The organism is Arenimonas sp. (genome assembly GCF_044353605.1).
Taxonomy (GTDB): domain Bacteria; phylum Pseudomonadota; class Gammaproteobacteria; order Xanthomonadales; family Xanthomonadaceae; genus Arenimonas.
The window spans coordinates 15,349-38,446 of sequence record NZ_JBILBO010000002.1; the positions used below are offsets into that span (position 1 = coordinate 15,349).

Annotated in this window: 22 protein-coding genes; 9 read left to right on the plus strand and 13 right to left on the minus strand. The window is 60.0% G+C overall.

The window, feature by feature from the left end; genetic code table 11:
- The first annotated feature begins 21 nt into the window (after nucleotides 1–21).
- A complete protein-coding gene (locus ACIQ1A_RS01360; protein ID WP_395769287.1) occupies nucleotides 22–1,236 on the plus strand; it encodes a D-alanyl-D-alanine carboxypeptidase family protein in 1,215 nt (404 codons plus the stop codon).
- Between the two features lie 63 nt (nucleotides 1,237–1,299).
- Here the strand turns inward: ACIQ1A_RS01360 and ACIQ1A_RS01365 are convergent, their stop codons facing one another.
- Nucleotides 1,300–3,462, minus strand: coding sequence for a M3 family metallopeptidase (locus tag ACIQ1A_RS01365; RefSeq protein ID WP_395769288.1), 2,163 nt, complete (start codon nucleotides 3,460–3,462; stop codon nucleotides 1,300–1,302).
- Between the two features lie 123 nt (nucleotides 3,463–3,585).
- Between ACIQ1A_RS01365 and ACIQ1A_RS01370 the strand changes: the two genes are divergently transcribed.
- From ACIQ1A_RS01370 to yedA, 6 genes are all read left to right on the plus strand, one after another.
- The gene (locus tag ACIQ1A_RS01370; protein ID WP_395769289.1) at nucleotides 3,586–3,861 is read left to right on the plus strand and encodes a DUF493 family protein; all 276 of its coding nucleotides are present in this window, start codon (nucleotides 3,586–3,588) and stop codon (nucleotides 3,859–3,861) included.
- Nucleotides 3,849–4,523 carry a lipoyl(octanoyl) transferase LipB gene (gene lipB, locus ACIQ1A_RS01375; protein ID WP_395769290.1) on the plus strand — a complete coding sequence of 225 codons (675 nt, stop codon included), beginning with the start codon at nucleotides 3,849–3,851 and terminating at the stop codon, nucleotides 4,521–4,523. Before ACIQ1A_RS01370 ends, lipB begins: the two co-directional genes overlap by 13 nt.
- Before the next feature lie 7 nt (nucleotides 4,524–4,530).
- The gene (gene lipA / locus ACIQ1A_RS01380; RefSeq protein WP_395769291.1) at nucleotides 4,531–5,520 is read left to right on the plus strand and encodes a lipoyl synthase; all 990 of its coding nucleotides are present in this window, start codon (nucleotides 4,531–4,533) and stop codon (nucleotides 5,518–5,520) included.
- A gap of 68 nt (nucleotides 5,521–5,588) precedes the next feature.
- Nucleotides 5,589–7,748: a carboxy terminal-processing peptidase gene (locus tag ACIQ1A_RS01385; RefSeq protein ID WP_395769292.1), complete on the plus strand. Its 2,160-nt coding sequence runs from the start codon at nucleotides 5,589–5,591 to the stop codon at nucleotides 7,746–7,748.
- 48 nt (nucleotides 7,749–7,796) lie between these two features.
- On the plus strand, nucleotides 7,797–8,630 hold the full coding sequence (locus ACIQ1A_RS01390; RefSeq protein WP_395769293.1) for a bifunctional transcriptional activator/DNA repair enzyme AdaA: 834 nt from the start codon (nucleotides 7,797–7,799) through the stop codon (nucleotides 8,628–8,630).
- A complete protein-coding gene (yedA, locus tag ACIQ1A_RS01395) occupies nucleotides 8,627–9,505 on the plus strand; it encodes a drug/metabolite exporter YedA (RefSeq protein WP_395769294.1) in 879 nt (292 codons plus the stop codon). The genes ACIQ1A_RS01390 and yedA overlap by 4 nt, the downstream gene beginning before the upstream one ends.
- Here the strand turns inward: yedA and ACIQ1A_RS01400 are convergent, their stop codons facing one another.
- The 12 genes from ACIQ1A_RS01400 to ACIQ1A_RS01455 form a co-directional block, all read right to left on the minus strand.
- Nucleotides 9,506–9,964, minus strand: coding sequence for a DUF3106 domain-containing protein (locus ACIQ1A_RS01400; RefSeq protein WP_395769295.1), 459 nt, complete (start codon nucleotides 9,962–9,964; stop codon nucleotides 9,506–9,508).
- Nucleotides 9,957–10,376: a hypothetical protein gene (locus tag ACIQ1A_RS01405; protein ID WP_395769296.1), complete on the minus strand. Its 420-nt coding sequence runs from the start codon at nucleotides 10,374–10,376 to the stop codon at nucleotides 9,957–9,959. Before ACIQ1A_RS01405 ends, ACIQ1A_RS01400 begins: the two co-directional genes overlap by 8 nt.
- Complete coding sequence (locus ACIQ1A_RS01410; RefSeq protein WP_395769297.1) at nucleotides 10,373–10,900, minus strand: RNA polymerase sigma factor; 528 nt, start codon at nucleotides 10,898–10,900, stop codon at nucleotides 10,373–10,375. The genes ACIQ1A_RS01405 and ACIQ1A_RS01410 overlap by 4 nt, the downstream gene beginning before the upstream one ends.
- Before the next feature lie 37 nt (nucleotides 10,901–10,937).
- Nucleotides 10,938–11,246, minus strand: coding sequence for a hypothetical protein (locus tag ACIQ1A_RS01415; RefSeq protein ID WP_395769298.1), 309 nt, complete (start codon nucleotides 11,244–11,246; stop codon nucleotides 10,938–10,940).
- 107 nt (nucleotides 11,247–11,353) lie between these two features.
- On the minus strand, nucleotides 11,354–12,187 hold the full coding sequence (locus ACIQ1A_RS01420) for an alpha/beta hydrolase family protein (protein WP_395769299.1): 834 nt from the start codon (nucleotides 12,185–12,187) through the stop codon (nucleotides 11,354–11,356).
- 66 nt (nucleotides 12,188–12,253) lie between these two features.
- A complete protein-coding gene (locus ACIQ1A_RS01425; protein WP_395769300.1) occupies nucleotides 12,254–13,432 on the minus strand; it encodes an ABC transporter permease in 1,179 nt (392 codons plus the stop codon).
- A gap of 1 nt (nucleotide 13,433) precedes the next feature.
- A complete protein-coding gene (locus ACIQ1A_RS01430; RefSeq protein WP_395769301.1) occupies nucleotides 13,434–14,591 on the minus strand; it encodes an ABC transporter permease in 1,158 nt (385 codons plus the stop codon).
- Between the two features lies 1 nt (nucleotide 14,592).
- On the minus strand, nucleotides 14,593–15,306 hold the full coding sequence (locus tag ACIQ1A_RS01435; RefSeq protein ID WP_395769302.1) for an ABC transporter ATP-binding protein: 714 nt from the start codon (nucleotides 15,304–15,306) through the stop codon (nucleotides 14,593–14,595).
- Entirely contained in the window at nucleotides 15,303–16,523 is a 1,221-nt protein-coding gene (locus ACIQ1A_RS01440; protein ID WP_395769303.1) for an efflux RND transporter periplasmic adaptor subunit, read from the minus strand. Before ACIQ1A_RS01440 ends, ACIQ1A_RS01435 begins: the two co-directional genes overlap by 4 nt.
- A 41-nt stretch (nucleotides 16,524–16,564) precedes the next feature.
- Nucleotides 16,565–17,968, minus strand: a complete 1,404-nt coding sequence (locus tag ACIQ1A_RS01445; RefSeq protein WP_395769304.1) for a leucyl aminopeptidase family protein — start codon at nucleotides 17,966–17,968, stop codon at nucleotides 16,565–16,567.
- Nucleotides 17,965–18,660, minus strand: a complete 696-nt coding sequence (locus ACIQ1A_RS01450) for an HAD family hydrolase (RefSeq protein WP_395769305.1) — start codon at nucleotides 18,658–18,660, stop codon at nucleotides 17,965–17,967. Before ACIQ1A_RS01450 ends, ACIQ1A_RS01445 begins: the two co-directional genes overlap by 4 nt.
- Before the next feature lie 41 nt (nucleotides 18,661–18,701).
- Nucleotides 18,702–20,108, minus strand: coding sequence for a trypsin-like peptidase domain-containing protein (locus ACIQ1A_RS01455; RefSeq protein ID WP_395769306.1), 1,407 nt, complete (start codon nucleotides 20,106–20,108; stop codon nucleotides 18,702–18,704).
- A gap of 286 nt (nucleotides 20,109–20,394) precedes the next feature.
- Here ACIQ1A_RS01455 and ACIQ1A_RS01460 point away from each other — a divergent pair, with 286 nt between their 5' ends.
- Nucleotides 20,395–22,557, plus strand: coding sequence for an adenosylcobalamin-dependent ribonucleoside-diphosphate reductase (locus ACIQ1A_RS01460; protein ID WP_395769307.1), 2,163 nt, complete (start codon nucleotides 20,395–20,397; stop codon nucleotides 22,555–22,557).
- A gap of 27 nt (nucleotides 22,558–22,584) precedes the next feature.
- Complete coding sequence (locus tag ACIQ1A_RS01465) at nucleotides 22,585–23,049, plus strand: histidine biosynthesis protein HisIE (RefSeq protein ID WP_395769308.1); 465 nt, start codon at nucleotides 22,585–22,587, stop codon at nucleotides 23,047–23,049.
- The last annotated feature ends 49 nt before the right edge of the window (nucleotides 23,050–23,098 follow it).

Genomic DNA, 23,098 nt, shown 5'->3' on the forward strand with positions numbered 1-23,098 from the left:
CAACCCCCTTTTGGAGCTTTCATGCGATTCCCCCGTTTTCTTGCGGCCAGTGCCGCACTGTGTGCCGTGGCTTTCGCTGCCGCGCAATCCGTTCCGGTGCCGAATGCGGCCCCGTCAAATTCCGTGCAGATTCCGGCCGCGCCGGCGCCGACCGGCGCTTCGGCCTGGCTGTTGATGGACTTCAGCAATGGTCAGGTTTTGGCCGGCGCCAATCCGGATGCCCGCGTTGAACCGGCCAGCATCACCAAAGTGATGACGTCCTATGTGGTCGCCGCCGAAATGAAAGCCGGCAAAATCAAGCGCACCGAGCAGGTGCTGATCAGCGAAAACGCCTGGCGCGGCGGCGGTGGCGGTACCGACGGATCCACCAGCTTCCTGCCGCTGGGCAGCACGGTCAGCCTCGATGAACTCGAGCGCGGCATGGTCATCCAGTCCGGCAATGATGCCGCCATCGCATTGGCCGAACACGTGGCCGGTTCCGAAGTGGCATTCGTGGAGTTGATGAACACCTATGCCAAGAAAATCGGCATGAACAATACCAACTTCGCCAATCCGCATGGCCTTTCGGATCCGAACCATTACTCGACCGCACGCGATCTGGCGCTGATGGGACGCGCGATGATTCGTGACTTCCCGGAAGCTTATTCGTACAACAAGATCAAGGAATACACGGTCAACGGCATCCGTCAGCACAACCGCAATGGCCTGTTGTGGAAGGACGCCTCGGTCGACGGCATCAAAACCGGCCATACCTCGGGCGCCGGCTACTGCCTGCTGGCTTCGGCCAAGCGCGGTGAACAGCGCCTGGTGTCGGTAGTGCTCGGCATCCAGACCGATACGCAGAGGCAGGGTTTCGCTCTGCGCGAAAACGGCAATCTGGCGCTTCTGAACTGGGGCTTCCGCTTTTATGAAACCCGTACGCTGTATACGCCGGACAAAATCATCGCTTCGCCGCGCGTCTGGAAAGGCAAAGAAAATGCCGTGGCGCTGACTGTGGCTTCGCCTTTCAGTGTTTCCCTGCCGCGTGGTAAGTTCGATGCTTTGAAAGCCAATATCGATCTGCCCAAGCATGTCATCGCACCGCTGGCTGCCGGTCAGAAAGTCGGTACGCTGAAAATCAGTCTCGACGGCAAAGTGGTTGCAGAAGCGCCGCTGGTCGCCAAAACCGCCGTGGCCGAAGCCGGGTTCTTCGGACGTCTGTGGGACGGTTTCCTGATGTGGTGGGATAACCTGTAACCCTCAATAATTCCGTAACAAAAAAACCGGCGTGCGCCGGTTTTTTTGTGTTGCGTGTGAGACTTACTTGGTTTCCGGCGCGGCGGTCAGACCGCGGCGTTTCAGCAGCGGCTGGATGTCCGGAGCGCGGCCGCGGAAATCCTCGAACAGCTTCATCGCATCCTCGCTGCCGCCACGCGACAGCAGAGTCTTACGGAAGTGATCGCCATTCTCGCGCTTCAGTCCGCCGTTTTCCTTGAACCATTCGACCGAGTCGGCATCCAGCACTTCGCTCCACAGGTAGGAGTAATAGCCGGCCGAATAGCCGCCGATGATGTGGCTGAAATACGTGGTGCGGTAGCGCGGCGGCACCAGAGCCAGATTGATGCCGGCTTCGTCCAGGGCTTTGCTTTCAAACGCCAGGACGCCATCGGCACCGGGTAGCTGGTCGGCGGTTTTCTGATGCCAGGACTGGTCGATGATGGAAGCGGCCAGATATTCGGTGGTACGGAATCCTTCGTTGAACTGTGCCGCGGCCTGCACCTTGTCCAGCAGCGCCTGCGGGATCTGCGCACCGGTCTGGTAATGCTTGGCATAATTGCTCAGGATGGCCGGATCGGTCGCCCACATTTCGTTGACCTGCGAGGGGTATTCGACGAAATCGCGCGGCACGGATGTGCCGGAGAAGCGCGGATATTTCACGTCCGAGAACATGCCGTGCAGCGCATGACCGAATTCATGGAACATGGTGGTGACCTCATCGAAGGTCAACAGCGTGGGCTCGCCTTTCGGCGGCTTCGGCACGTTCAGGTGGTTGGCCACCACCGGCGTATTGCCGGTCAGGCGGTTCTGCGACACATAAGCGTTCATCCAGGCGCCGCCGCGTTTGTTATCGCGCGCATACATATCGGCGATGAACAGCGCCAGATGGCTGCCATCGGCATCGAATACTTCGTAGACCGAGGTGTCTTCATGGTATTTCGGAAGATCATCGCGGCGCTTGAAGGTCAGGCCGTAAAGTTTTTCGGCGGCATAGAAAACGCCGTTTTCAAGAACGTTGGTCATTTCGAAATAGGGACGCAGTTGCGATTCATCGAAAGCATAACGGTCCTTGCGGACCTTCTCTGCATAGTACGACCAGTCCCAGGCAGCCAGCTGGAATTTGCCTTTTTCGGCATCGACCACTTTCTGCATATCGGCCGCTTCTTTCTTGGCGTTGGCCACAGCCGCAGGCGCCAGACCGAACAGCATCTTGTTGACCGCACCGGTGGTCTTCGCGGTGGCATCCTCCAGCACGTATTCGGCATGGTTGCCATAGCCGAGCAGTTTGGCGCGCTGGGCACGCAGCTTCACGATTTCGGCGAACACGGCGCGGTTGTCGAATTCACCGCCCTGGCTGCCACGGGCAATCGACGCTTTCTGGATGCGTTCGCGCAATGCACGGTTGTTAAGTGAATCCAGCGCAGGCTGTCCGGAGGTGTTGAGCAAGGCGATGACGTACTTGCCTTCCATGCCGCGGGCTTTGGCCACGGCGGCGGCGGCGGCGATGTCGGAGTCGGACATGCCGGCGAGATCTTCCCTGCGGTCGACCACGATGGCGGCGGCGTTGACTTCCTTCTGCACATTCTGGCTGAAGGTGGTCTGCAGACCGGCCAGCTTGGCATTGATGTCTTTCAACGTGGTTTTGTCGGCTTCGTTCAGCTGTGCGCCTTCGCGGACGAAATCGGTGTGGTAGCGCTCGAGCAGGCGCTTGGATTCGGCGTCCAGTCCGATGCTATCGCGCTGGTCATACAGCGCCTTGACGCGGGCATACAGTTTACCGTTCAGGGTGATGGCATCGGAGTAGGCCGACAGTTTCGGGGCCAGTTCCGCCTGCATTTTGAGCATGTCCGGATTGTTGTTGGTGCCAATCAGGCTGAAGAATACGGTGGATACGCGGTCGAGCACCTGTCCGGATTTTTCCATCGCAACAATCGTATTTTCGAACGTCGGTTTGGCCGTATTGTTGGCAATCTTCTCGATATCGGCCGCACCCTCTTTCATGCCGGCTTCAAAGGCCGGTCCATAGGACGCATTGTTGATGCGGTCGAATTGCGGATATTGGAAGGGCAGTGGGCTTTTCTGGAAGAACGGATTCATGGCTTGCACGGATTCCTTGGATGCGGCGTGGGCCGTTTCGGTCGGAAGACCGAGGCTTGCGGTGGCTAGGGCCAGGGCGATGGCGAGGGTGACGGGGTTTTTCAACATGGGGAAGGACCTTTGGTGGATAACCTCCCGATTTTACGTGAAACCACGTTAAGAAAATGTGCCAGAAGACATATCTCCCGGTCCGGCCTTGGGTTTTGTCCGGATTGCCCCGATAATGAGTCCATGACTACCGAAAAACCCCCTGAAAAGGGCTTCGCCTTCCCGGGCGTGTTTGAAATCACCGCCCTGGGCAGTGCCGCCGCCCATTTGGAAACGGCCGTTCCGCATGAGCTGGAACAGGCCGGATTGACTGTGCTGCATGAAACCGTGTCCAGCCGCGCTTCCAGTGCCGGCCGGTTCGTTTCGGTCAGCCTGCAGTTCAAGGCTGAAACCCGCGCCGACTATGAGGCGGCGCATCATGCTTTGCGGGCCCATCCCGAGATCAAGTGGACGCTGTAAACCCGTCTTGGCAGATTCGCCGGCTCGGGATCCAGCCCTACGCACCGGTCTGGGAGGCCCAGGAGCGGCACACCGCCAGGCGCGGCGATGCCGATGGCCATGATGAGCTCTGGCTGCTCCAGCATGCGCCCGTGTATACCCTCGGTCAGGCCGGCAAACCCGAACATGTCCTGCTGCCGGGCGATATTCCGGTCATCCGGTGCAACCGGGGCGGGCAGGTGACCTATCACGGCCCCGGCCAGATCGTGGCCTATCCGCTGGTCAATATCCGCCGTCTGGGCATCGGCGTGCGCGAACTGGTCACCCGTATCGAGCAGGCGCTGATCGACACGCTTGCCCACTGGGATATCGCGGCCGAACGTCGCACCGGGGCGCCCGGGGTGTATGTCGGCGCCGCCAAAATCGCCGCCCTTGGCCTGCGTGTGAAGCATGGCTGCAGCCTACACGGCTTGGCCTTCAACATTGCCATGGATCTGACGCCATTCCACGGCATCAACCCCTGCGGTTATGCCGGCTTGGAAGTGACGCAGATGCTAGAATTGAATCCAGCCGTGGGCCTTGATCAGGTCGAGCCCGTGCTGGTGGCGCATCTCTCGCAGCAGCTGGGATTGACCCCGGTCTTGACCGATGCGTTGCCGCCGGCATTCCTTCCCGAAACGTGAGTGCGTAATGTCCAAGGATAAAACCATCGCCGCGCAGACCGTCACCAGCCTTGAGGCCGGGGTCAAGCAACTGGGCGAAAGCAAAATCGCACGCAGCCCGGTCAATTTCGCCGAGGCATCGGTATTGCGCAAACCGAGCTGGATCCGGGTCCGCATTCCCTCCGGCAACGCCGTCGCCAAATTGAAATCGCAGCTGCGCGAGAACCGTTTGGTTACCGTCTGCGAAGAGGCCAGCTGCCCGAACATCCATGAGTGTTTCAGTCATGGCACCGCCACCTTCATGATTCTGGGTGAGGTCTGCACCCGGCGTTGCAGTTTCTGCGACGTTGCGCATGGCCGCCCGAAGCCGCCGGATGCTTCCGAGCCCTTGAATCTGGCCAAAACCATCGCCGACATGAAGCTGCGCTATGTGGTGATCACTTCGGTCGACCGCGATGATCTGCGTGATGGTGGCGCCGAACATTTCACCCGCTGCATCGAAGAGGTCCGCCGTTTCAGTCCGGGCATAAAGATCGAAATCCTGACCCCGGACTTCCGCGGCAAGGGCCGTATGGAACGCGCGCTGGAGCTGCTGAATCAATCGCCACCGGATGTGTTCAACCACAATCTTGAAACCGTGCCCGATCTGTACCCGAATGTACGTCCCGGAGCCGACTACCAGTGGTCCCTGACCCTGCTGAAGCAGTTCAAGGCCGACAATCCCGGAGTACCGACCAAATCCGGCATCATGCTCGGGCTGGGTGAAACCATGGAACAGGTCCAGCAGACGCTCCGCGATCTGCGTGCCCATGACGTCGACATGATTACCGTCGGCCAGTACCTGCAGCCGACCCCGCACCACCATCCGGTGATCCGCTACTGGACCCCGGAAGAATTCGCCGAAATCGAAGCCTACGGGAACCAACTGGGCTTCACCCATGTCGCATCAGGACCAATGGTGCGTTCCAGCTACCACGCGGACCGCATGGCCATGGATGCCGGGTTCGTCGAAGCCTGACCCAACCAATGGCCCATGCTTTTCCCCACGCTTTGCGCGCACAATGGCGGTAACTTAAGAGGCAACCCATGAAAAAACGGATCGTTCTGGCAATCGCGGCACTGCTGCCTCTGGCCATCGCTTATGCGGCAACACAGGGCAGCGCCCCGGCCGAGAAAGCGGCGTTGGCCCCCACGGAGGCCCAGTCCCAGGCCGGAACACTCATGTATCTGCACCTTTCGGGCAGCGATTTCAGCTACCGTCCGCTGCCGCTCGACGATGAGCTCTCACGCAAGATGCATGCGAAATACCTCGAGTCCCTTGATGGCAACCGGATGTTCTTCCTGGCCAGCGACATCGCCGGATTCAAAAATTTTGAAACCAAGCATGACGATGCGGTCAAGGCCAAGGATTTCTCGACACCGTTCACCATCTTCAAGGTTTACCTCACGCGGGTTGACCAGCGCATCGCCTATGCCCGCAATCTGCTGAAACAGGATTTCGACTTTACCGTGAAGGAGTCCTATCACTACGACCGCGAGGAGGCCCCTTGGGCGGCAGACAACAAGGCGCTCGATGAAATCTGGCGGCAGTCGGTCAAGAACGACGTGCTGCGCCTGAAGCTGGCCGGCCGCAGCATGCCTGAAATCCGTACCATGCTCGATAAGCGCTACAGCGATCTTTCGCGTCGCATCCACCAGCTCGATGGTGATGATGTCTTCGAGAACTACATGAATGCCTATGGCAATGCGATAGATCCGCACACGGCGTATTTCTCGCCGCGCAGTGCGGAGAACTTCGAAATGACCATGAAACTGTCGCTGGAAGGCGTCGGTGCGGTGCTGCAGCAGCAGGATGGTTTCGTGCTGTTCCGCACCATCATGCCGGGCAGCCCCGCCGAGAAAACCGGAAAGATCAAAGCCGGTGACCGCATTCTGGCGGTCGGCCAGGGCGACAGCGGTCCGATGGTCGATGTGGTGGACTGGTCCATTGACGATGTCGTGGCCAAGGTCCGCGGCGCCAAGGGCACCGTGGTGCGTCTGGAAGTGCAGTCCGGCGATGAGGGCGCCGACGGCACCCGCCAGATTGTGCGTGTGGTGCGTGACAAAATCAAACTCGAGGAACAGGCGGCCAGCAAGAAAATCATCGAAAGCGGCGGCAAGCGCATCGGCGTGATCGAGTTGCCGGCATTCTATCTGGATTTCGAAGCGGCCCGCCGCGGCGACCCCGATGTCCGTTCGGCGACTTCCGATGTCCGCAAGCTGTTGACCGAACTTAAGACCGAGAAAGTCGACGGCGTGGTCGTTGATCTGCGCAGCAATGGCGGTGGCGCCCTGCCGGAAGCCATCGAGCTGACTGGCCTGTTCATCGACACCGGCCCGGTCGTGCAGGTGCGCAGCAGCAACGGCGACATCGAAGTCGGCGGCGATACCGAATCCGGCGTGGCCTGGTCCGGCCCGCTGGCGGTTCTGGTCAACCGGTCTTCGGCATCGGCTTCGGAAATCTTCGCAGCCGCCATCCAGGATTACGGCCGCGGCCTGATCATCGGCGAGCCGACCTTCGGTAAAGGCACCGTGCAAAGTGTCATTCCTTTCGATCGGTATAAGCGCACCAAGGATTTCAAACTCGGCGATCTGCACATGACCACTGCCCAGTTTTTCCGCATCAACGGCGGCACCACGCAGAATGCTGCGGTAAGCCCGGATGTGCCGTTTCCGGTGACCGTCGATGCCGGTGAATACGGCGAAAGCACCTTCGACAATGCCCTGCCATATACCGAAATTCCGGCAGCCAGCTACAGCCGTCTCGGCATGTTCAAGGCCATCAATCCGCAGCTGATCAGCCGTCACGAGACCCGCATCACCGGCGACAAGGAGTTCAGCTGGTGGATGCAGGATGTGGCCAGCTTCAAGGCCGACCGCGCCAAGAAAACGGTTTCCCTGAATGAGCAGGAGCGTCTGGACGAGCGGGCGGCATTCAAAGCCAAGCGTGAAGCACGCGAGGCCGAGCGCAAGGCCCTGGGCCTGAAGTCGGCCGGTCCGGACGATAATGATGATGGTCTGCAGGCCAACGAGCGCAAAGTCAGCGAGCAGATCGCCCAGGAAAATGCAGATAAGGAGCGCCCGGATCCCTTGCTGAATGAGTCCGCAGCCATTCTTGCCGATGCCATCGTTCTGCTGGAAGGCAGTAAGCCGCTGCTGACACAGGTGTTTCCGAAGTCCAATGCCGCCAAGGTCTGGGCGCAGTAGTGCAGGATGCGGATAACGCCCCGGCTTTAGCTGGGGTAGTCTGCCGGCATGGACACCATCATCGAAAACAAGTTGGATGTTGCTCGCCGGCTTTTGGATAGTGGCGCATGCCCGCTGCCGCAATTGGCCGAGCGCATCGGCTGGAGCCCGGGCTATCTGCAGAAACGCTTCAAGCAGGCCTACGGATTAAGCCCCGCGGAATATGCGGCACAACGCAAAGTCGCTGCTTTGAAGCAGCATTTGAAACATGCCCCGGATGTGACCCAGGCCTGGGTCGATAGCGGTTATGGATCGAGTTCGCGAATCTATGAAAACGGTGCAGCCAAACTCGGCATGTTGCCGGCCGTATACCGAAAGGGTGGCGCTGGCATGACCATCCATTGGACGATCACGGTGACGGTACTGGGGAACGCCCTTGTCGCCGCCACCGAGCGTGGCATCTGCGCGGTCGCGTTGGCGGACGAGCAGCCGCAATTGCTCGAAGAATTGTGCGCCGAGTTTCCTCATGCTGAAATTAATCACGTCCCCGACCATGACGGCATCATCGCGGAAAAGGTTCGTGCGGTTGCCGATGCTCTATCCGGAAAAGCGGCGAGGGTGTCGGTGGAATTGATTGGCACGGCGTTCCAGCACCGTGTCTGGCAGGCGCTGATGACCATTCCACGGGGCAGTACCCTGTCCTATAGCGAGTTGGCCGAGCGTCTGGCCCTGCCTAAAGCCGCACGTGCGGTGGCACGGGCCTGTGCCGGCAACCGGGTAGCCGTTCTGGTGCCCTGTCACCGCATCATCCGCGGCGATGGGTCGCTCGGCGGTTATCGTTGGGGCTTGCCCTTGAAGGAAGATCTGTTGCGCCGTGAACGCAGCGGCGTCACTGCGCAATGATCACGCCACCGAAACCCGGTCACGTCGCTGCGGCGCTGGCGGCGGTCTATCTGATTTGGGGTTCGACCTATTTCGCCATCAAGTTGGCACTGCCGGATTACCCCCCGTTTTTACTGACCGGCACACGCATGGCCATCGCCGGCGGATTGATGCTGGCCTGGCTGGCCTGGCGGCGCACGCCTTTGCCGAAGCGCGGGCAGTGGCGTGCCATCGTCATTCTGGCAACGGTGATGACCGTGCTCTCGAATGCGTTCGTGAACATCGCCGAGCAAAGCGTTTCCAGCGGCGTGGTGGCCATCGGCGTGGCGGCGATGCCGCTGTGGGCCGGTCTGTTCGCCGCGCTGCGTGGCTATCATCCGAACCGGATCGAGTGGGGTGGTTTGATTCTCGGTTTCCTCGGCGTGGTCTGGCTCAATCTGGGCAGCGAGCTGCGCGTATCCACCGTCGGCCTGCTGTGCGTGATTGCCGCGCCTCTGGGCTGGGCCTGGGGCTCGATGTGGAGCAAGGGGCGTGATCTGCCGGACTCGCTGGTACTGTCGGCTTGGCAAATGGCGCTTGGCAGTCTGATTTCACTGGCCATCGGTTTCGGTATCGGCGAGCGTTTCACCCATATGCCCGGAGCCGAGGCGACTGCCGCCATGTTGTATCTGGCGCTGTTCGGTTCGGTCATTGGCTATTCGGCTTTCGTCTGGCTGATCAAGCATGTTCGTCCAGCGCTGGCCACCAGCTACGCCTATGTCAATCCGCCAATTGCGCTGCTGCTCGGCGCAATGCTCCTGGATGAACCCGTCAATTCACATACCGTCACCGCCATGATGCTGATTCTTATCAGCATCGGTATCGTCACTCTGGGTAAACGCCTACACGGTGCGTGATCAATCCACACGGCGCCGGCGTTCGCGCAGTTCCCGGCGCTGTTCGGGGCTCATGCTGCGGAATCGCTCACGCATCGCCTGCTTTTGCACCGGACTCATCTCGCGGTAACGTGCAAACGCTTTCTTCATGCGCTGACGCTGCTCCGGCGTCATTTCCCGGAAACGCTGCTGACGCTGCTGCATCTGTTGCCGCTGCTGCGGCGTCATGGCCTGCCAGCGTTCGCGGTTCTGCTTGATGCGTGCCTGTTGCTCGGGCGTCATCGCCGACCAGCGTTTGGCATTGTCACGGAGCTTGGCCTGGCGCTCCGGCGGCAACGTCGCCCACTTGTCTTTCATCGGCAGCAAGGCCTGCTGTTCGGCTGTGCTTAGGCTTTTCCAGGCAATCGCGTTATCGGCGGCAAGTGCCGTGCCGTTGACAGTGGCAAGGAAAAGAATCAGGGAAAGGATGTACTTAGGCATCTTGTGCTCCTTCGCCGTCCTGCTCGGACAGCCATTGGTAGAATTCGGCATCTTCATAAAGCTCGAGATTTTCCAGCAAATCGGCATCGGCTGCGACCGTTGCCGGCGTTGTTTTAAGGGCCGGCTTGGCCGCCGTTGCGCTAGCAGGTGGTGTGGGTTTCCCGGCGGCGGCAACCGCTTGTGGCGGCTTGACCGCTGCAGGCTGACGCGGAAGTGCGATGGCCAGCACCGCAACCAGCGATGCGCTGACCGCGAACTCGAGCCAGGGCATCCGCCAAGTCCGTTTTTGTTCCGGTGTCAGCGCGCGCGCGCGTGCAAGCTGAAGCGCCTTGCGGGTTTCGGCATCGGGTGGGTTGGCATCCAGCACCTGCCGGATATCCTGTGTCAGTTGATTGTCATCAGTGCCGGTCATGGCCAGTCCTCCGCGAGTTGGGTTTTTAGTGCCGCCAGAGCCCGCGACAGATGGGTTTTTACACTGCCTTCCGAACAGCGCATAGCATCAGCGGTCTGTTTCACGTCCAGACCTTCCCAATGCCGCAGAAGATAGGCCTGCTGTTGCCGCAGTGGCAATTGTTGCAGCGCCGTCTGCAGCCGTGCCATGGCCCGTGTCTGCTGCAGACGCTCGGCCTGCGGCAGCTGCTGCGGATCGGCGATGTCGAAGCCCGGATGGCCGTCTTCCGGCTCATCGCGCCAGGGCATCAACAACCGGCTCCAGCGTTTGCCGCGGTGGCAGTCCATGATCCGGTTCTGCAGGATGCGGTGGAACAGTGGTGGCCATTCCGAGGCATCCCTGCTGCCATAGCGCTGGACCAGCTGCAGCATGGCATCCTGCACGATATCCAGGGCGTCATCGCGGTGCCTGACCGCGACCAAGGCCATGCGGAACGCACGGTGCTCGACCGAAGCCAGAAAGCGTGCCATCTGCAGATCACTCATCAGCCGTCATCATCCCGGTGCCCGAGCCCAGTCTAGCTCAACCGCGACGACGGACGTGCGCGGCGTGGCGATCCAGGCGTTGGTCGATGCGGTCGCCCTTTCGATCCAAGCGTCGTTCGATGCGGTTGCCTTGAATGTCCAGATGGCGTGCACGCTTTTCGTGACCGTTGGCATCGGCACGGTCGGATTTGCGATCCAGACGGTCATTGATGCGATCGCCCTTGATATCGAGACGTTGGTCGATGCGGTCGCCTTTGCGATCAAGATGCACGCTTCGCGGGGCTTTAGCATCGGCCAGTCCGGAAACGGCGAACAAGGCAACGAGGATAAGGGCGGGTTTCAACATGACATACTCCTTGGAGTAGGCGCCGGTATTGGCGTGTACAGGAAATAACGGGAGTGGAGCTCGCCGGTTGACAGCGTTTGACATCACGTTGCCATCCATTCAGGAATTCACTTGCTGTCGATGCGAATGCCCTTGCCGCTATAAGGGCGGCTGCAGTCCTTGGTCTTGGCTTTTTCCAGAAAGCTCAGCACGCTACCGGTAATCAAAACCGTTTCGCCTTCCGAGCCGCCACGGCCGAAGGCCATATGATTGGCATCGGTAATGATGCCTTGCCATTTGCAACCGGGCGGCATGCTTTTGTAAGCCTCCAAACGTGATTGCCAGTTCGCATTCAGCGCCTTGTCTTCGGTTCCGGTCAATGCGTACACGGGCGCCGTGATGCCACGCCAGGCATTCTCCGGAAAAATACGACCAGCGCCCTGCGGCGACATGGCCACATAGGCATCAAAGCCGATGCGGGTGCGTAGTCCGAGTTGATTGTCTGCGCCGGCCGCCAGCATCACCGTTGCGGCACCCATGGAATGACCGACCAATGCGGTAAACGGATTTTTACAGCAGCCTTTCTGCCAGACCAGAGCGGCTTGGATGTCGGCAAAGCGGCCACGGTAGGCGGCCGGATCGGTAATCAGCGCCGCCAAGCCCGCCTTGATGTCCAGTCCCGGGATTTTCCCGCGCAATGCCGCGCGTCCGCTTTCGACATGGCCAAGGACGATGGCACGCCAGCCTTTGCTCTGCATGAATTTGCCGAGGTAGGCCAGACCGTTCTCGGAGCCGCCGGCGCCATGGCTGATAATCACCGTGCCAAGACAGACACCCACCGGTGCGTAATGCAAAGCAGGTGTTTCAGCGCCATCACTGCGTGCGAATTGCAAACGTTCGGCGGCCTGGGTGTGGGGAGTCAGGACAAGCAAAAGCAGGGCGAGGCAGCGTTTGGATATCATGTCGGCGGCTCCGGGCGTGTACTGAGTCAACGCCGCACTCCGGATTCCGTTGACACGCCGATGCAATCAGCCTCGCAGTGCCGCCGTGACCGGAAGACGTGCGGCCCGCACCGCCGGTGCCAATCCGCCGAGAAAGCCGATGGCCAGTGCCCAGCTCAGCCCCTGTGCGACCAGGCCGGGTGTCACTGCGAAATTAAACGCAACTTGGGTGAAGCCGCCGCCGAGTGTGGATACCGAGTAGTCGTTGAACAGCACATAGGCGATGCCGGCACCGAGAACGCCACCAAGCAGGGACAGGAACATCGCTTCCGCCATCACCGAGGCCACCACCGGTGCATTGCCGAAACCGAGCGCGCGCAGTGTTCCGATTTCCGCCGTACGCGCTGAAACCGCCGAATACATGGTATTGAGCGCGCCGAACAGGGCACCGAAGGCCATGATGACGGTAACGATGCTGGTCAGAAATCCGATCTGACGGGTCAGACCGGAGGACTGCGAGGAGAAGTAATCTTTTTCAGTCTTCACTTCCACGTTCAGCTGCGGGTCCGATTCCAGGCGGCGCTTCAGGTCCTTGAATGCCTCGCGGTAATTCAAGCGCACGACGACCGACGACACACCGGATCGGCCGAACGCACTCTGCACGGTATCCAGATCGGCCCACAGCTCGGAGTCGTGGGCATCGCCGGTTTCGAAGATACCGACCACATCCCAGTACGAGCCGCGGAATTTCAGTTTTGCACCAACCTGCAGCCCGTCGAATTGGGTGAAGGCGCCTTTGCCGACGATGATTTCGCGCAGGCCGGGCTTGAAGCATCGGCCCGCAAACAGTTTCAGTTCCGGACGGACAGACAGGCCTTTGGGTTCGACGCCGCGCAACGAGACGTTGGCGCCCGAACTTTGGCCTTTGCGCGGCACTTCGGTAATCACGATCAATTCGCCTGAAGCCAGTGGCAAGCGGTCACTGTGTCTGGCGATGGCCGGATCCTGTTTGATCAGTGTGGCTGAACTCCGATCGAGAAAGCTGGCCAGTTCACCGTTGGAGCCACCGCGCAGCACGATGGCGCGGTTCGGATCGCCGGTGGCGGTCAGTGTTTTATTGAGCCCGGTCGACATCGACAGCATCGCCACCAGCACGCCGACCACACCGGCGATGCCGATGACGATGACCAGCGAGGCGCCGAGCCGCTGCGGAATGCTTTTCAGATTCATCAGCACGATTTCACGGATCTGGGTCAGTGTGCTCATGTCAGCGTCCCGCCAGGGCATCAACGATTTTCAGATGCATTGCACGCAGCGCCGGCGGCAGCCCGACCACCAGCGCCAGAAATACGGTGGTGGCCAGCGCGAACAGCCAGACCCGGGCGTCGGCTTTGATCGGGTATTCCGGTGGCAGCAGTCCGGTCACTACGCTGGCCAGCAACAGCCCGATAAGTGCGCCGATGAAACAGAGCAGGAACGATTCGGCCAGCACCAACGACAATATGGTGCGGTCGGTGAAGCCGAGACATTTCAGTACAGCCAGTTCGGGAATACGCTCGCGCACGGCCTGACTCATGGTATAGCCGGTCAGGATCAGGATGGTGAAAAAGACCGCGCCGGAAATAGCGTTGACGATGAAACCGATGTCGCCCAGTTGCTTCAGAAAGCCGAGCTGGAATTCCTGCTCGCTCTGGGTTTTGGTTTCTTCCGAGGAGTTTTCGAACTTTGCATCGACTTCGGCGGCGATGCGCTCCGAGTCCATCGGGTTTTTCACCCGTACCACGAACACGCCGGCCAGGCCGCGCGCAGCCTCGGAACGGCCTTCATCGAACTGCCCGTAATTCAGATACATCAGATTGGCACGGTCGGTCCATTCCTGGTCACGGCCTTCGAAGATGCCGACCAGACGCCATTGCCAGACCCGGCTACCGTCCCGCTGGGTCCAGATGAAGGAGTTCAGTGGGATGATGTCGCCGACTTTCCAACCGAACTTGTCGGCCAGCACTTTGCCGGCGATGGCGCCGTCCTGTGTCGAAATGAAGGTGCGCCAGGCATCTTCATCCATGGTCCACTCCGGATAGGTGTCGCGCAGACGCTGCGGGTTCACGGCGAATTGCGGGAAGAAATTCTTTGGGTCCTGGTAGATGCCGCCGAAGAACTGCGAATGACCGACATGCTCGACGCCCGGAACGGCTTCGATCTGCGGCAACAGTCGCATCGGCAGCGGCTGCGTGAAGCTGATCTTGGCCTGGGTGATCAGCCGGTTGGCGCCGAGGAAATCGGCACCGCCGGACAGCACCGAGTTGACCGCCTGCAACAGGCCGATCAGCAGAAAAGCCGCCGACAGCGACAGCAGGGTGAATGCCGTCCGGGTTTTCTTGCGCATCAAGGCGCCCCAGACCAATGGCAGGTATTTGCGGATCATCTCAGTGACTCGGCTCGTCGACCAGACTGCCTTTGTCGAGGTGCACCGTGCGCTTGGCGAACTCGGCCGCTTTCGGATCGTGGGTCACCATCACGATGGTCTTGCCGAATTCACGGTTGAGCTGTTGCAACAAGGTCAACACCTCATCCGCGGTTTTACGGTCGAGGTCGCCGGTCGGTTCATCGCAGATCAGAATGCGTGGATCGGACACCAGTGCGCGTGCGATGGCCACACGCTGCTGTTGGCCGCCGGAGAGTTCGTTCGGTTTATGGCCGGCACGGTCGGCAATGCCGACCAGCTTGAGCGCAATCGAAGCGCGGTGACGACGCTCGCCGGCATCCATGTCGGTCAGCAACAGCGGCAGCTCAACGTTCTTCTGGGCACTCAACACCGGCATCAGGTTATAGCTTTGGAAAATGAAACCGACCGTGTTGGCGCGCCAGGCAGCAAGTTCGTTGCCGCCCAGATCGTCGATACGTTGGCCATCGATGGTCAACACGCCGCTGGTCGGTGAATCGATGCCACCGATCAGGTTGAGCAGGGTGGTTTTTCCGGAGCCTGAGGGCCCCATCAGTGCCACGAAATCACCTTCAGGAATATCGAGATTGATGCCGTGCAGCACTTCCAGTACCTGCTTGCCGCGCACGTAGGCCTTGGTCAGCTGGCGGATTTCGACCAGCGGGAACAGACCGGCGCTGCTGTCGCGAGTGCTCATTGACCGGCATCCGCCTTGCGGACGACTTTCGCACCATCTTTCAGATCCTTGTCGGGCGCGGCCACCAGCGAATCGCCTTTGGCAACGCCTTTGCTGATCCGGCTTTCACTGTCATTGCTGTCGGCTACGGTCACGGCGGTACGCACGGCCTTTCCGTCAACGATGGTGAACACAAAAGCGGCGTTGCCGTCTTTGACCACGGCCCCGTTCGGCACCCAGAAACCGGTCAGGGGTTTGTCATCGGTTTTGGCTTCGAGGAAGCTGACGCGCACGCCCATGTCCGGCACGATGCGCGGATCCTTGCTGTTCAATGCCACCCGCACTTTCACAGTGGCCTTGGAGCGATCGGCAGTCGGCACGATGGCAATCACCGCGCCGGGAATCTTCCAATCCGGATAGGCGTTCAGAACGGCCTGGACCGGCATCTCGGGGGTGACCCGGCCGATATAAGCTTCGTTGACATCGACCTGCACTTCCAGCGAATCCATATCAACCAGAGTGCCGATGCCGGTACGGATTGACCCACCACCGCCGGAAATCGGCGAGATCATTTCGCCCGGCTGCGCGGCTTTGGCCACGATCACGCCATCGAAGGGCGCGCGGATGACGGTGTTGTCGATGTTCAGGGCTGACACGCCGAGTTGGTCGCGCGAAACGCTGACCGATTTCTGCAGGCTGTTCAGACGTGCCGCGCGCGAATCACGTTCGGCCTTGGCGGCGTCCAGCGATTGACGCGAAACCAGCTGTTTGGCGCCGAGCTCGCGGTTGCGGGCATAGTTGCTCTCGGCCAACGCCAGTTGCGCGCGCGCTTCCGCCAACTGCGATTCACTGGCGGACAGCTGCGATTGCGAAAGGCGATATTGGGCGTCGGCATCCTGCACATCGAGACGGGCGAGCACTTCGCCGGCTTTCACGCGCTGACCTTCTTCGATATAGACCTCTTTCACCTTGCCGGTGATTTTCGAGGAGACGGTGGCGATACGGCGTGCGGTGACATAACCGGATGCATCCAGCACCGAAGCCGGACCGCTTTCCGCGGCCGAACGCGGATTGACCGTTTCCACTTCCAGCGCCTTGCCGTCGCGAAACAGGAAGAAAGCCGACATCAGAACCAGCAGAGCGCCGACAATCCAGGGCCAGCGCCGCTTCTTTTTCATCGCTGTGCTGCCACTGCGATTTATTTTCAGTTGGTTGAGCAATTCATCAGGGCGGTTCATGCGTTAGTCCTTGGCGTGATGGCCATTATTCTGTCATTGACTCAGGAAGCGGTGGAGTGCCGGTGGTCATATTTTTTCTGCAGGAAGCGGAACGCCGCACGCAGCCCCTGGGCTTCGCCGCCGGCCGGTTTTCCGGGCCGCTCGGAATCGTTCCAGCTGTACACATCCAGATGCGTCCAGGCGGTGCCGGCTGGGACGAAACGCTGCAGGAATAGGGCGGCGGTCATGCAGCCTGCCATTTTGCTGGCTCCCGAGTTGGCCAGATCGGCAACATTGGATTTCAGGTAACCGAGATAGGGCTGCCATAAAGGCAGTTGCCAGAGCGGGTCGTGCTCGGTTTCACCAGCCGCCAGATAATCACGGGCCGTTTCCGCATGGTTGCAGAACAGCACCGGCAGATCCGGTCCGAGCGCGATGCGGGCGGCGCCGGTCAGGGTCGCGAAATCCATGATCAGGTCCGGCTTCAGTTCGCCGGCCAGAGTCAAGGCATCGGACAGCACCAATCGGCCTTCGGCATCGGTATTGTCGATTTCAACGCTCAGGCCCTGCCGGGTGGTGATGACATCGCCGGGGCGGAAGGCATTGCCGGCGATGGCATTTTCCACGGCGGCAATGAGCAAGGTCAATCGCACCGGTACCGTGTTCTGCATCAACAGGCGCGCCAGACCCAGCGCGTGCGCCGCGCCACCCATGTCTTTTTTCATGTTGCGCATGCCGTCAGCGGCCTTGATATCGAGGCCGCCAGTATCGAAGCAGACGCCTTTGCCACACAACACGATATGCGGATGCGCGTCATCGCCCCAGTCCAGACGGATCAGGCGCGGCGCCCGGTGTGAGGCGCGGCCGACCGCGTGGATGGTTGGAAAATTCTGCGTCAGCAACTCCTCGCCGCAGATGCTGGATACGCTTGCCCCGAAGCTTGCGCCGATATAACGTGTGGCTTGCTCCAGCTCATCGGGGCCCATGTGTTCCGTTGGTGTATTGATCCAGTCGCGCACTTCCAGGCTGGCGGTGAGTACACTTTCGGCGCACGCGCTCTGGTCTTCGGCATGCAGAACCGCCGGCTCGATTTTGGCCACGTACCGTTCGAATCGGTAAGCACCCAGTCCCCAGCCGAGCAGCAGATTGTCCGCGCTGAGAGCGGCGGTAGAATCGGTGCTGCGATGATAATGGCCTTTCGGCAGCAGTTTCGGCAGATGCGCAATCGCATAGGGGGTGTCGCCGCTAATGACAGCGACCACCTGATGACATTGCCCGCTCGCATCCGGCAACAGGACGAATTGCGTGGCACGCCCCTGGAACGACTGGCTGGCCAGCCAATTACGGATGAATTCCGTTTGCGTCGTCAGCCAGGCGGGGTAGTGTTCGGCCGACACGAAGATGATGGAGCGCGATTGCGGGTGCCGCTCTTTTGATAGGCCTTGTGCGGAAAATGCAGAAGTCATGCGGATACCTCTTCCAGCCGTTCGGCCAGTTGCTGCAGGGTAGTGATAGTGAGATGCGGTGGTGTGATTTCCGCCGGCCAGACCGCGCCGGTGCGGTTGATCCAGGCCGAACGGAAGCCGGCATCATGTGCGCCCTGCACATCCAGCCATGGGTCATCGCCGACATGCAGAATGTATTGCGGTGCGATGCCCAGAGCCTGGCTGGTGGCTTCGAAGATCGGCGGATGCGGTTTGGCGGTACCGACATCGCGCGCGGAAATGCAGCCGGTGAAGTAGTGGCCGATGCCGGTGCGGCCAAGGTCGGCATTGCCGTTGGTCAGTCCGATCAATGGAAAGCGCGCCGCCAGCCGGTCAAGCGCCGGCAGGCAGTCGCTGTAAAGCGTGACGTCGTTGCGTGCCCGGAAAAAGGCATCGAAGGCCGGCTCAATCAGCGCATCGCTTTCGCCGCTCAGATGGAAGGCGTGCTGCAGGGACAGTTTGCGCTGCGCGGTGAAGTCGTGCGCAAGTTCCGGATGCGCCTGGGCGATCTGTTCGCGAAGATGGCGCATGGCCGGTACCGGAAACTGTTCGGCGGTGACCGGAGCGTGGGCCAGCAGGAAATCATGGAGCGCCGCTTCAGCGCGCTCGATGATTGGCCAGATCGGCCAAAGGGTATCGTCCAAATCGAGGCTGATAGCTTTTACGGTATTCATTCTCCTAGCATACCGCGCATCGGCGTGCACACTGCGTGTTTTTAACGCATTTGCAGATAACCGGATTGCCGGCCGCGTGCCAGACCCAACTCCAGACGCGGTGGGTTCTGCGCCAGCTGTCCGCGCAAGGCCGCCAGATCACCGACCGACTGGCGGTTGACCACAAGAATGCGGTCGCCGGCCTCCAGACCGTTGCGTTCGGCGCGGCTACCGGCCACCACTTTGCTGATGATGACGCCACGGATGCCGGTCTGCCGGTAGCGTTCCGGCGTGTCAATTAGCACGGCACCGGCCAGCCGGGCATCCAGCTGGCCGGCGTCCAGTTCTTTCGGCGAGGCTTTCAGTTGCGCGCTGACCGAAAGGCGTTGACTGTCGCGCACCAGTTCCAGTTTTACCGGCGCGCCGAGCGGCAACAGGCCTTCCAGATTGCTCAGGGCGTCGGCACCGTCGATGCGTTGGTCGTTGGCTTTGACGATGACATCGCCGGGACGGATGCCGGCGGCTTCGGCCGGGCTGCCGCGGTAAACCCGTGTTACCAACGCGCCGCGCGTAATCGGTTCGGCCTGTGTCTGCGCGGTTTCGGCATCCAGTCCCAGCGTGCCCCGGCGGACTTCACCGAAGGCCATCAGCTGTCGCATGATTTCCTTGGCGAGATTGGAGGGAATAGCGAAGCCCAGTCCGATGTTGCCGGCGGCACTGCCGCGTGGATTGAAACTGGCGACATTGATGCCGACCAGTTCACCGTTGAGATTGACCAGTGCTCCACCGGAGTTTCCGGGGTTGATCGACGCGTCGGTCTGGATGAAATTCTGGAAGCCCAGCCCCTGCAGGCCGCTGCGGCCGACGGCGGAAACGATTCCCGAGGTCACGGTCTGCCCCAGGCCGAACGGGTTGCCGACGGCGACCACATAGTCACCGACACGCAGCTTGCTGGAGTCGGCGACCGGCAAGGCCACCAAATCCTTGGCGGCGATGCGGATGACGGCGATATCGGTGTCGGGATCGGAGCCGACCGGTTGGGCTTCGAAAGTGCGGCCGTCGGACAGGCTGACCGATACTTCATCGGCACCCTCGACCACGTGATTGTTGGTCAGGATCAGGCCACGTGCAGCATCCACGATGACGCCAGAACCCAGTGATTGTGCGATGCGTTCCTGCGGATAGCGCCCGCCCCCGAAAAAATCGGCAATCGGATTGTTCACCCGGACCCGTTGTTTGGTGTAGATGTTCACCACCGAAGGCGTCACTTTGGCGAGCATCGGCGCCAGTGTGGGCATGGGTTGGGCGATGGCCGGCGCTGCTGCCTGGGCCTCCGGAATCATCCACGAGCGCTCTGCAGACGCATTATTATTGCTATCTTTTTGATTTGCAAAATAAAAACCGGCAGCCAATGCGCCGGTTGTGGTGCATAGCGTTGCCAAAGCCAAGGTACGCAAGGAGAGAGCCATGGGGGTTCCTGCCGTAGGTCTGGGAAGCAGTATAGCGAAGGTGAAAAAAAATGGTGATTCACGACTTGGTTTCACGCCAATGAAACGAGTCTATCTCACTGTAAGTTAAGGAAATATGAACGTGGCATCAGGTTAAAATTTCGTGTTGACATGCCGTTTCAAGACGGTTAATGTAGACTCCTGAAACACAAGATGTAGTGTTTTTATAACGAGAAACCCCAACATGTAGTGAGGGGGTGCTAAGCGATGGCTGCAAAGCTTGAATTATCATGGAGATAAGTTGGATATGAGTACACCCAGATTGGAAGCCGTTCCCGCCAGCGTTCAAACCCCGCACAACGATGCGCTCCCGCTGCAACCGGCCTCGCTGGATATCTGGGATAAAAAATACCGACTGAAAGCCAAAAGCGGCGCACCGGTCGATCAGAGCATCGACGATACCTATCGCCGTGTTGCCAAGGCACTGTCGGAAGCCGAGCCGGATGCCGAGCGTCAGGCGTACTGGAATGAACGTTTTCTGTGGGCGCTGCGCCGCGGTGCCATTCCCGCCGGCCGCATCACCTCCAATGCCGGTGCGCTGGAACACAAACCGGCCACCTCCACCATCAACTGCACGGTGTCGGGCTCGATTCCCGATTCGATGGACGGCATTCTCGACAAAGTGCACGAAGCCGGGCTGACCCTCAAAGCCGGCTGCGGCATCGGTTATGAATTCTCGACCCTGCGTCCGCGCGGTGCTTACGTATCCGGCGCCGGTGCGCACACATCCGGTCCACTGTCGTTCATGGATATCTACGACAAGATGTGTTTCACCGTGTCGTCCGCCGGTGGCCGTCGTGGCGCCCAGATGGGCACCTTCGATGTGTCGCATCCGGACGTCAAGGAGTTCATCGGCGCTAAGCGCGAAGACGGCCGCCTGCGTCAGTTCAATCTTTCCTTGCTGATTACCGATGGCTTCATGGATGCCGTCAACAAGGATGCCGACTGGCCGTTGATTTTCCCGGTCAGTGTCAAAGAGCAGAACGATCTTGATCTGAATGACGCCTCGCAGGTAGTGTGGCGCGATTGGCCGGTCAACACCGGCTATGTGACCCGTGACGACGGCTTGGTGGCCTGCAAGATTTTCGGCCATATTCGTGCGCAGTTGCTGTGGAACCGCATCATGGCGTCTACATATGATTTCGCCGAGCCGGGCTTCATCCTGATCGATCGCGTCAATGAAATGAACAACAACTGGTGGTGTGAAAACATCCGCGCCACCAATCCCTGTGGCGAACAGCCATTGCCGCCTTACGGCGCGTGCCTGCTCGGCTCGGTCAATCTGACCCTGTTCGTGCGTGATGCCTTCACCGACAAAGCCGCTTTCGATTGGGAAGAATACAAGGAAGTCGTGCGCGTGTTCACCCGTATGCTCGACAACGTGGTGGAAGTAAATGGCCTGCCGCTGGAACAGCAGCGCCAGGAAATCATGCGCAAGCGCCGCCATGGCATGGGCTTTCTGGGCCTGGGCAGCACGCTGACCATGCTCAAGATGAAGTACGGTTCCGCCGAAAGCCTGGAATTCACCGAAGCCATCTCGCGCGAAATGGCGCTGGCCGGCTGGGAAGTCGGGCTGGCACTGGCCGAAGAGAAAGGCCCGGCCCCGATCATGGACGAAGCGTTCACGGTCACTGCCGAAATGCTGCGTAAGCGTCCGGAAATGGTCGCCGATGGCTACAAACTGGGTCAGAAAATCAAGGGCCGCATCCTGCACGCCAAGTATTCGCGTTACATGCAGCGTGTGGCTTCGGTAGCTCCTGAGTTGGTCGCCAAAATGGCCGAGAAGGGCACCCGCTTCACCCATCACAGCTCGATTGCGCCGACCGGCACCATTTCCCTGTCGCTGGCCAATAATGCCTCCAATGGCATCGAGCCCTCGTTCGCGCATCACTACAGCCGCAACGTGATCCGCGAAGGCAAAAAGTCCAAGGAAAAAGTGGAAGTGTACAGCTACGAACTGCTGTCCTACCGCGAGCTGATCAACCCGAAAGCGATGCCCTACAGCGATGATCCGGAAGCCGCGTTGCCGGAATACTTCGTGGCCGCCGATGACATCTCGCCGAAAGAGCATGTCGATATCCAGGCTGCTTCGCAGAAGTGGATCGACTCCTCGATTTCGAAGACCGCCAACGTGCCGACCAACTATCCGTTCGAAGACTTCAAGGACATCTATTCCTACGCCCACCAGCAGGGCCTGAAGGGTTGCACCACGTTCCGTTTCAATCCGGCTGCATTCCAAGGCGTACTGGTGAAGGAATCGGATCTGGAAAACACCACCTACCGGTTTGAACTGGAAGACGGTTCCGTGGTAGAAGTAAAGGGCAATGAACAGATTGAATACGACGGTGAAATGCATACCGCCGCCAATCTGTTCGATGCGCTGAAAGAAGGCTACTACGGCAAGTTCTAAACCATTCCAACGAAACAGGGTGACGTCATGAGTGCGAAGAAATCCAGCGGTATGCAAGGCGCGGTGAACAAGGTGCAGTCCGAAGCCAAAAAGGCCGGTGCCGCGCTGAGCAAAAAGGCAGCGCCCTTGATCAAGAAAGTGAAGCAGGAAGTGGCCCGCGCCGAGCGCTCTGATGCGGCAAAAGCCGTCAAGAAAGCGATCAGCCAAGCCGAGCATTCCGATGCCGCCAAGGCGGTCAAGAAGGCCATCAGCCAGGCCGAGCGTTCCGAGGCCGCGCAGGCGGTGAAGAAAGCCATCAGCCAGGTCAAAGCCAAGCTCGCCAAGAAGGCCCCGGCCAAGAAAGCGGCCGCCAAGAAAGCCCCGGTGAAAAAAGCTCCGGCCAAAAAAGCGGTCGCGAAGAAAGCACCGGCCAAGAAGGCCGTGGCCAAAAAAGCCGTCGCCAGAAAAGCACCGGCGAAGAAAGCACCGGCCAAGAAGTCCACCAGAAAATAAGCAGCAGCGACTGCGTTCTGCCCGTGACGGGTGGAACGCGGTCCGTCCC

Coding starts and splice junctions, on each gene's coding strand:
- ACIQ1A_RS01360 (WP_395769287.1), top strand. CDS start 22: ATGCGATTCCCCCGTTTTCTTGCGGCCAGTGCCGCACTGTGTGCCGTG.
- ACIQ1A_RS01365 (WP_395769288.1), bottom strand. CDS start 3,462: ATGTTGAAAAACCCCGTCACCCTCGCCATCGCCCTGGCCCTAGCCACC.
- ACIQ1A_RS01370 (WP_395769289.1), top strand. CDS start 3,586: ATGACTACCGAAAAACCCCCTGAAAAGGGCTTCGCCTTCCCGGGCGTG.
- lipA (WP_395769291.1), top strand. CDS start 4,531: ATGTCCAAGGATAAAACCATCGCCGCGCAGACCGTCACCAGCCTTGAG.
- ACIQ1A_RS01385 (WP_395769292.1), top strand. CDS start 5,589: ATGAAAAAACGGATCGTTCTGGCAATCGCGGCACTGCTGCCTCTGGCC.
- ACIQ1A_RS01390 (WP_395769293.1), top strand. CDS start 7,797: ATGGACACCATCATCGAAAACAAGTTGGATGTTGCTCGCCGGCTTTTG.
- yedA (WP_395769294.1), top strand. CDS start 8,627: ATGATCACGCCACCGAAACCCGGTCACGTCGCTGCGGCGCTGGCGGCG.
- ACIQ1A_RS01400 (WP_395769295.1), bottom strand. CDS start 9,964: ATGCCTAAGTACATCCTTTCCCTGATTCTTTTCCTTGCCACTGTCAAC.
- ACIQ1A_RS01405 (WP_395769296.1), bottom strand. CDS start 10,376: ATGACCGGCACTGATGACAATCAACTGACACAGGATATCCGGCAGGTG.
- ACIQ1A_RS01410 (WP_395769297.1), bottom strand. CDS start 10,900: ATGAGTGATCTGCAGATGGCACGCTTTCTGGCTTCGGTCGAGCACCGT.
- ACIQ1A_RS01415 (WP_395769298.1), bottom strand. CDS start 11,246: ATGTTGAAACCCGCCCTTATCCTCGTTGCCTTGTTCGCCGTTTCCGGA.
- ACIQ1A_RS01420 (WP_395769299.1), bottom strand. CDS start 12,187: ATGATATCCAAACGCTGCCTCGCCCTGCTTTTGCTTGTCCTGACTCCC.
- ACIQ1A_RS01425 (WP_395769300.1), bottom strand. CDS start 13,432: ATGAGCACACTGACCCAGATCCGTGAAATCGTGCTGATGAATCTGAAA.
- ACIQ1A_RS01430 (WP_395769301.1), bottom strand. CDS start 14,591: ATGATCCGCAAATACCTGCCATTGGTCTGGGGCGCCTTGATGCGCAAG.
- ACIQ1A_RS01435 (WP_395769302.1), bottom strand. CDS start 15,306: ATGAGCACTCGCGACAGCAGCGCCGGTCTGTTCCCGCTGGTCGAAATC.
- ACIQ1A_RS01440 (WP_395769303.1), bottom strand. CDS start 16,523: ATGAACCGCCCTGATGAATTGCTCAACCAACTGAAAATAAATCGCAGT.
- ACIQ1A_RS01445 (WP_395769304.1), bottom strand. CDS start 17,968: ATGACTTCTGCATTTTCCGCACAAGGCCTATCAAAAGAGCGGCACCCG.
- ACIQ1A_RS01450 (WP_395769305.1), bottom strand. CDS start 18,660: ATGAATACCGTAAAAGCTATCAGCCTCGATTTGGACGATACCCTTTGG.
- ACIQ1A_RS01455 (WP_395769306.1), bottom strand. CDS start 20,108: ATGGCTCTCTCCTTGCGTACCTTGGCTTTGGCAACGCTATGCACCACA.
- ACIQ1A_RS01460 (WP_395769307.1), top strand. CDS start 20,395: ATGAGTACACCCAGATTGGAAGCCGTTCCCGCCAGCGTTCAAACCCCG.
- ACIQ1A_RS01465 (WP_395769308.1), top strand. CDS start 22,585: ATGAGTGCGAAGAAATCCAGCGGTATGCAAGGCGCGGTGAACAAGGTG.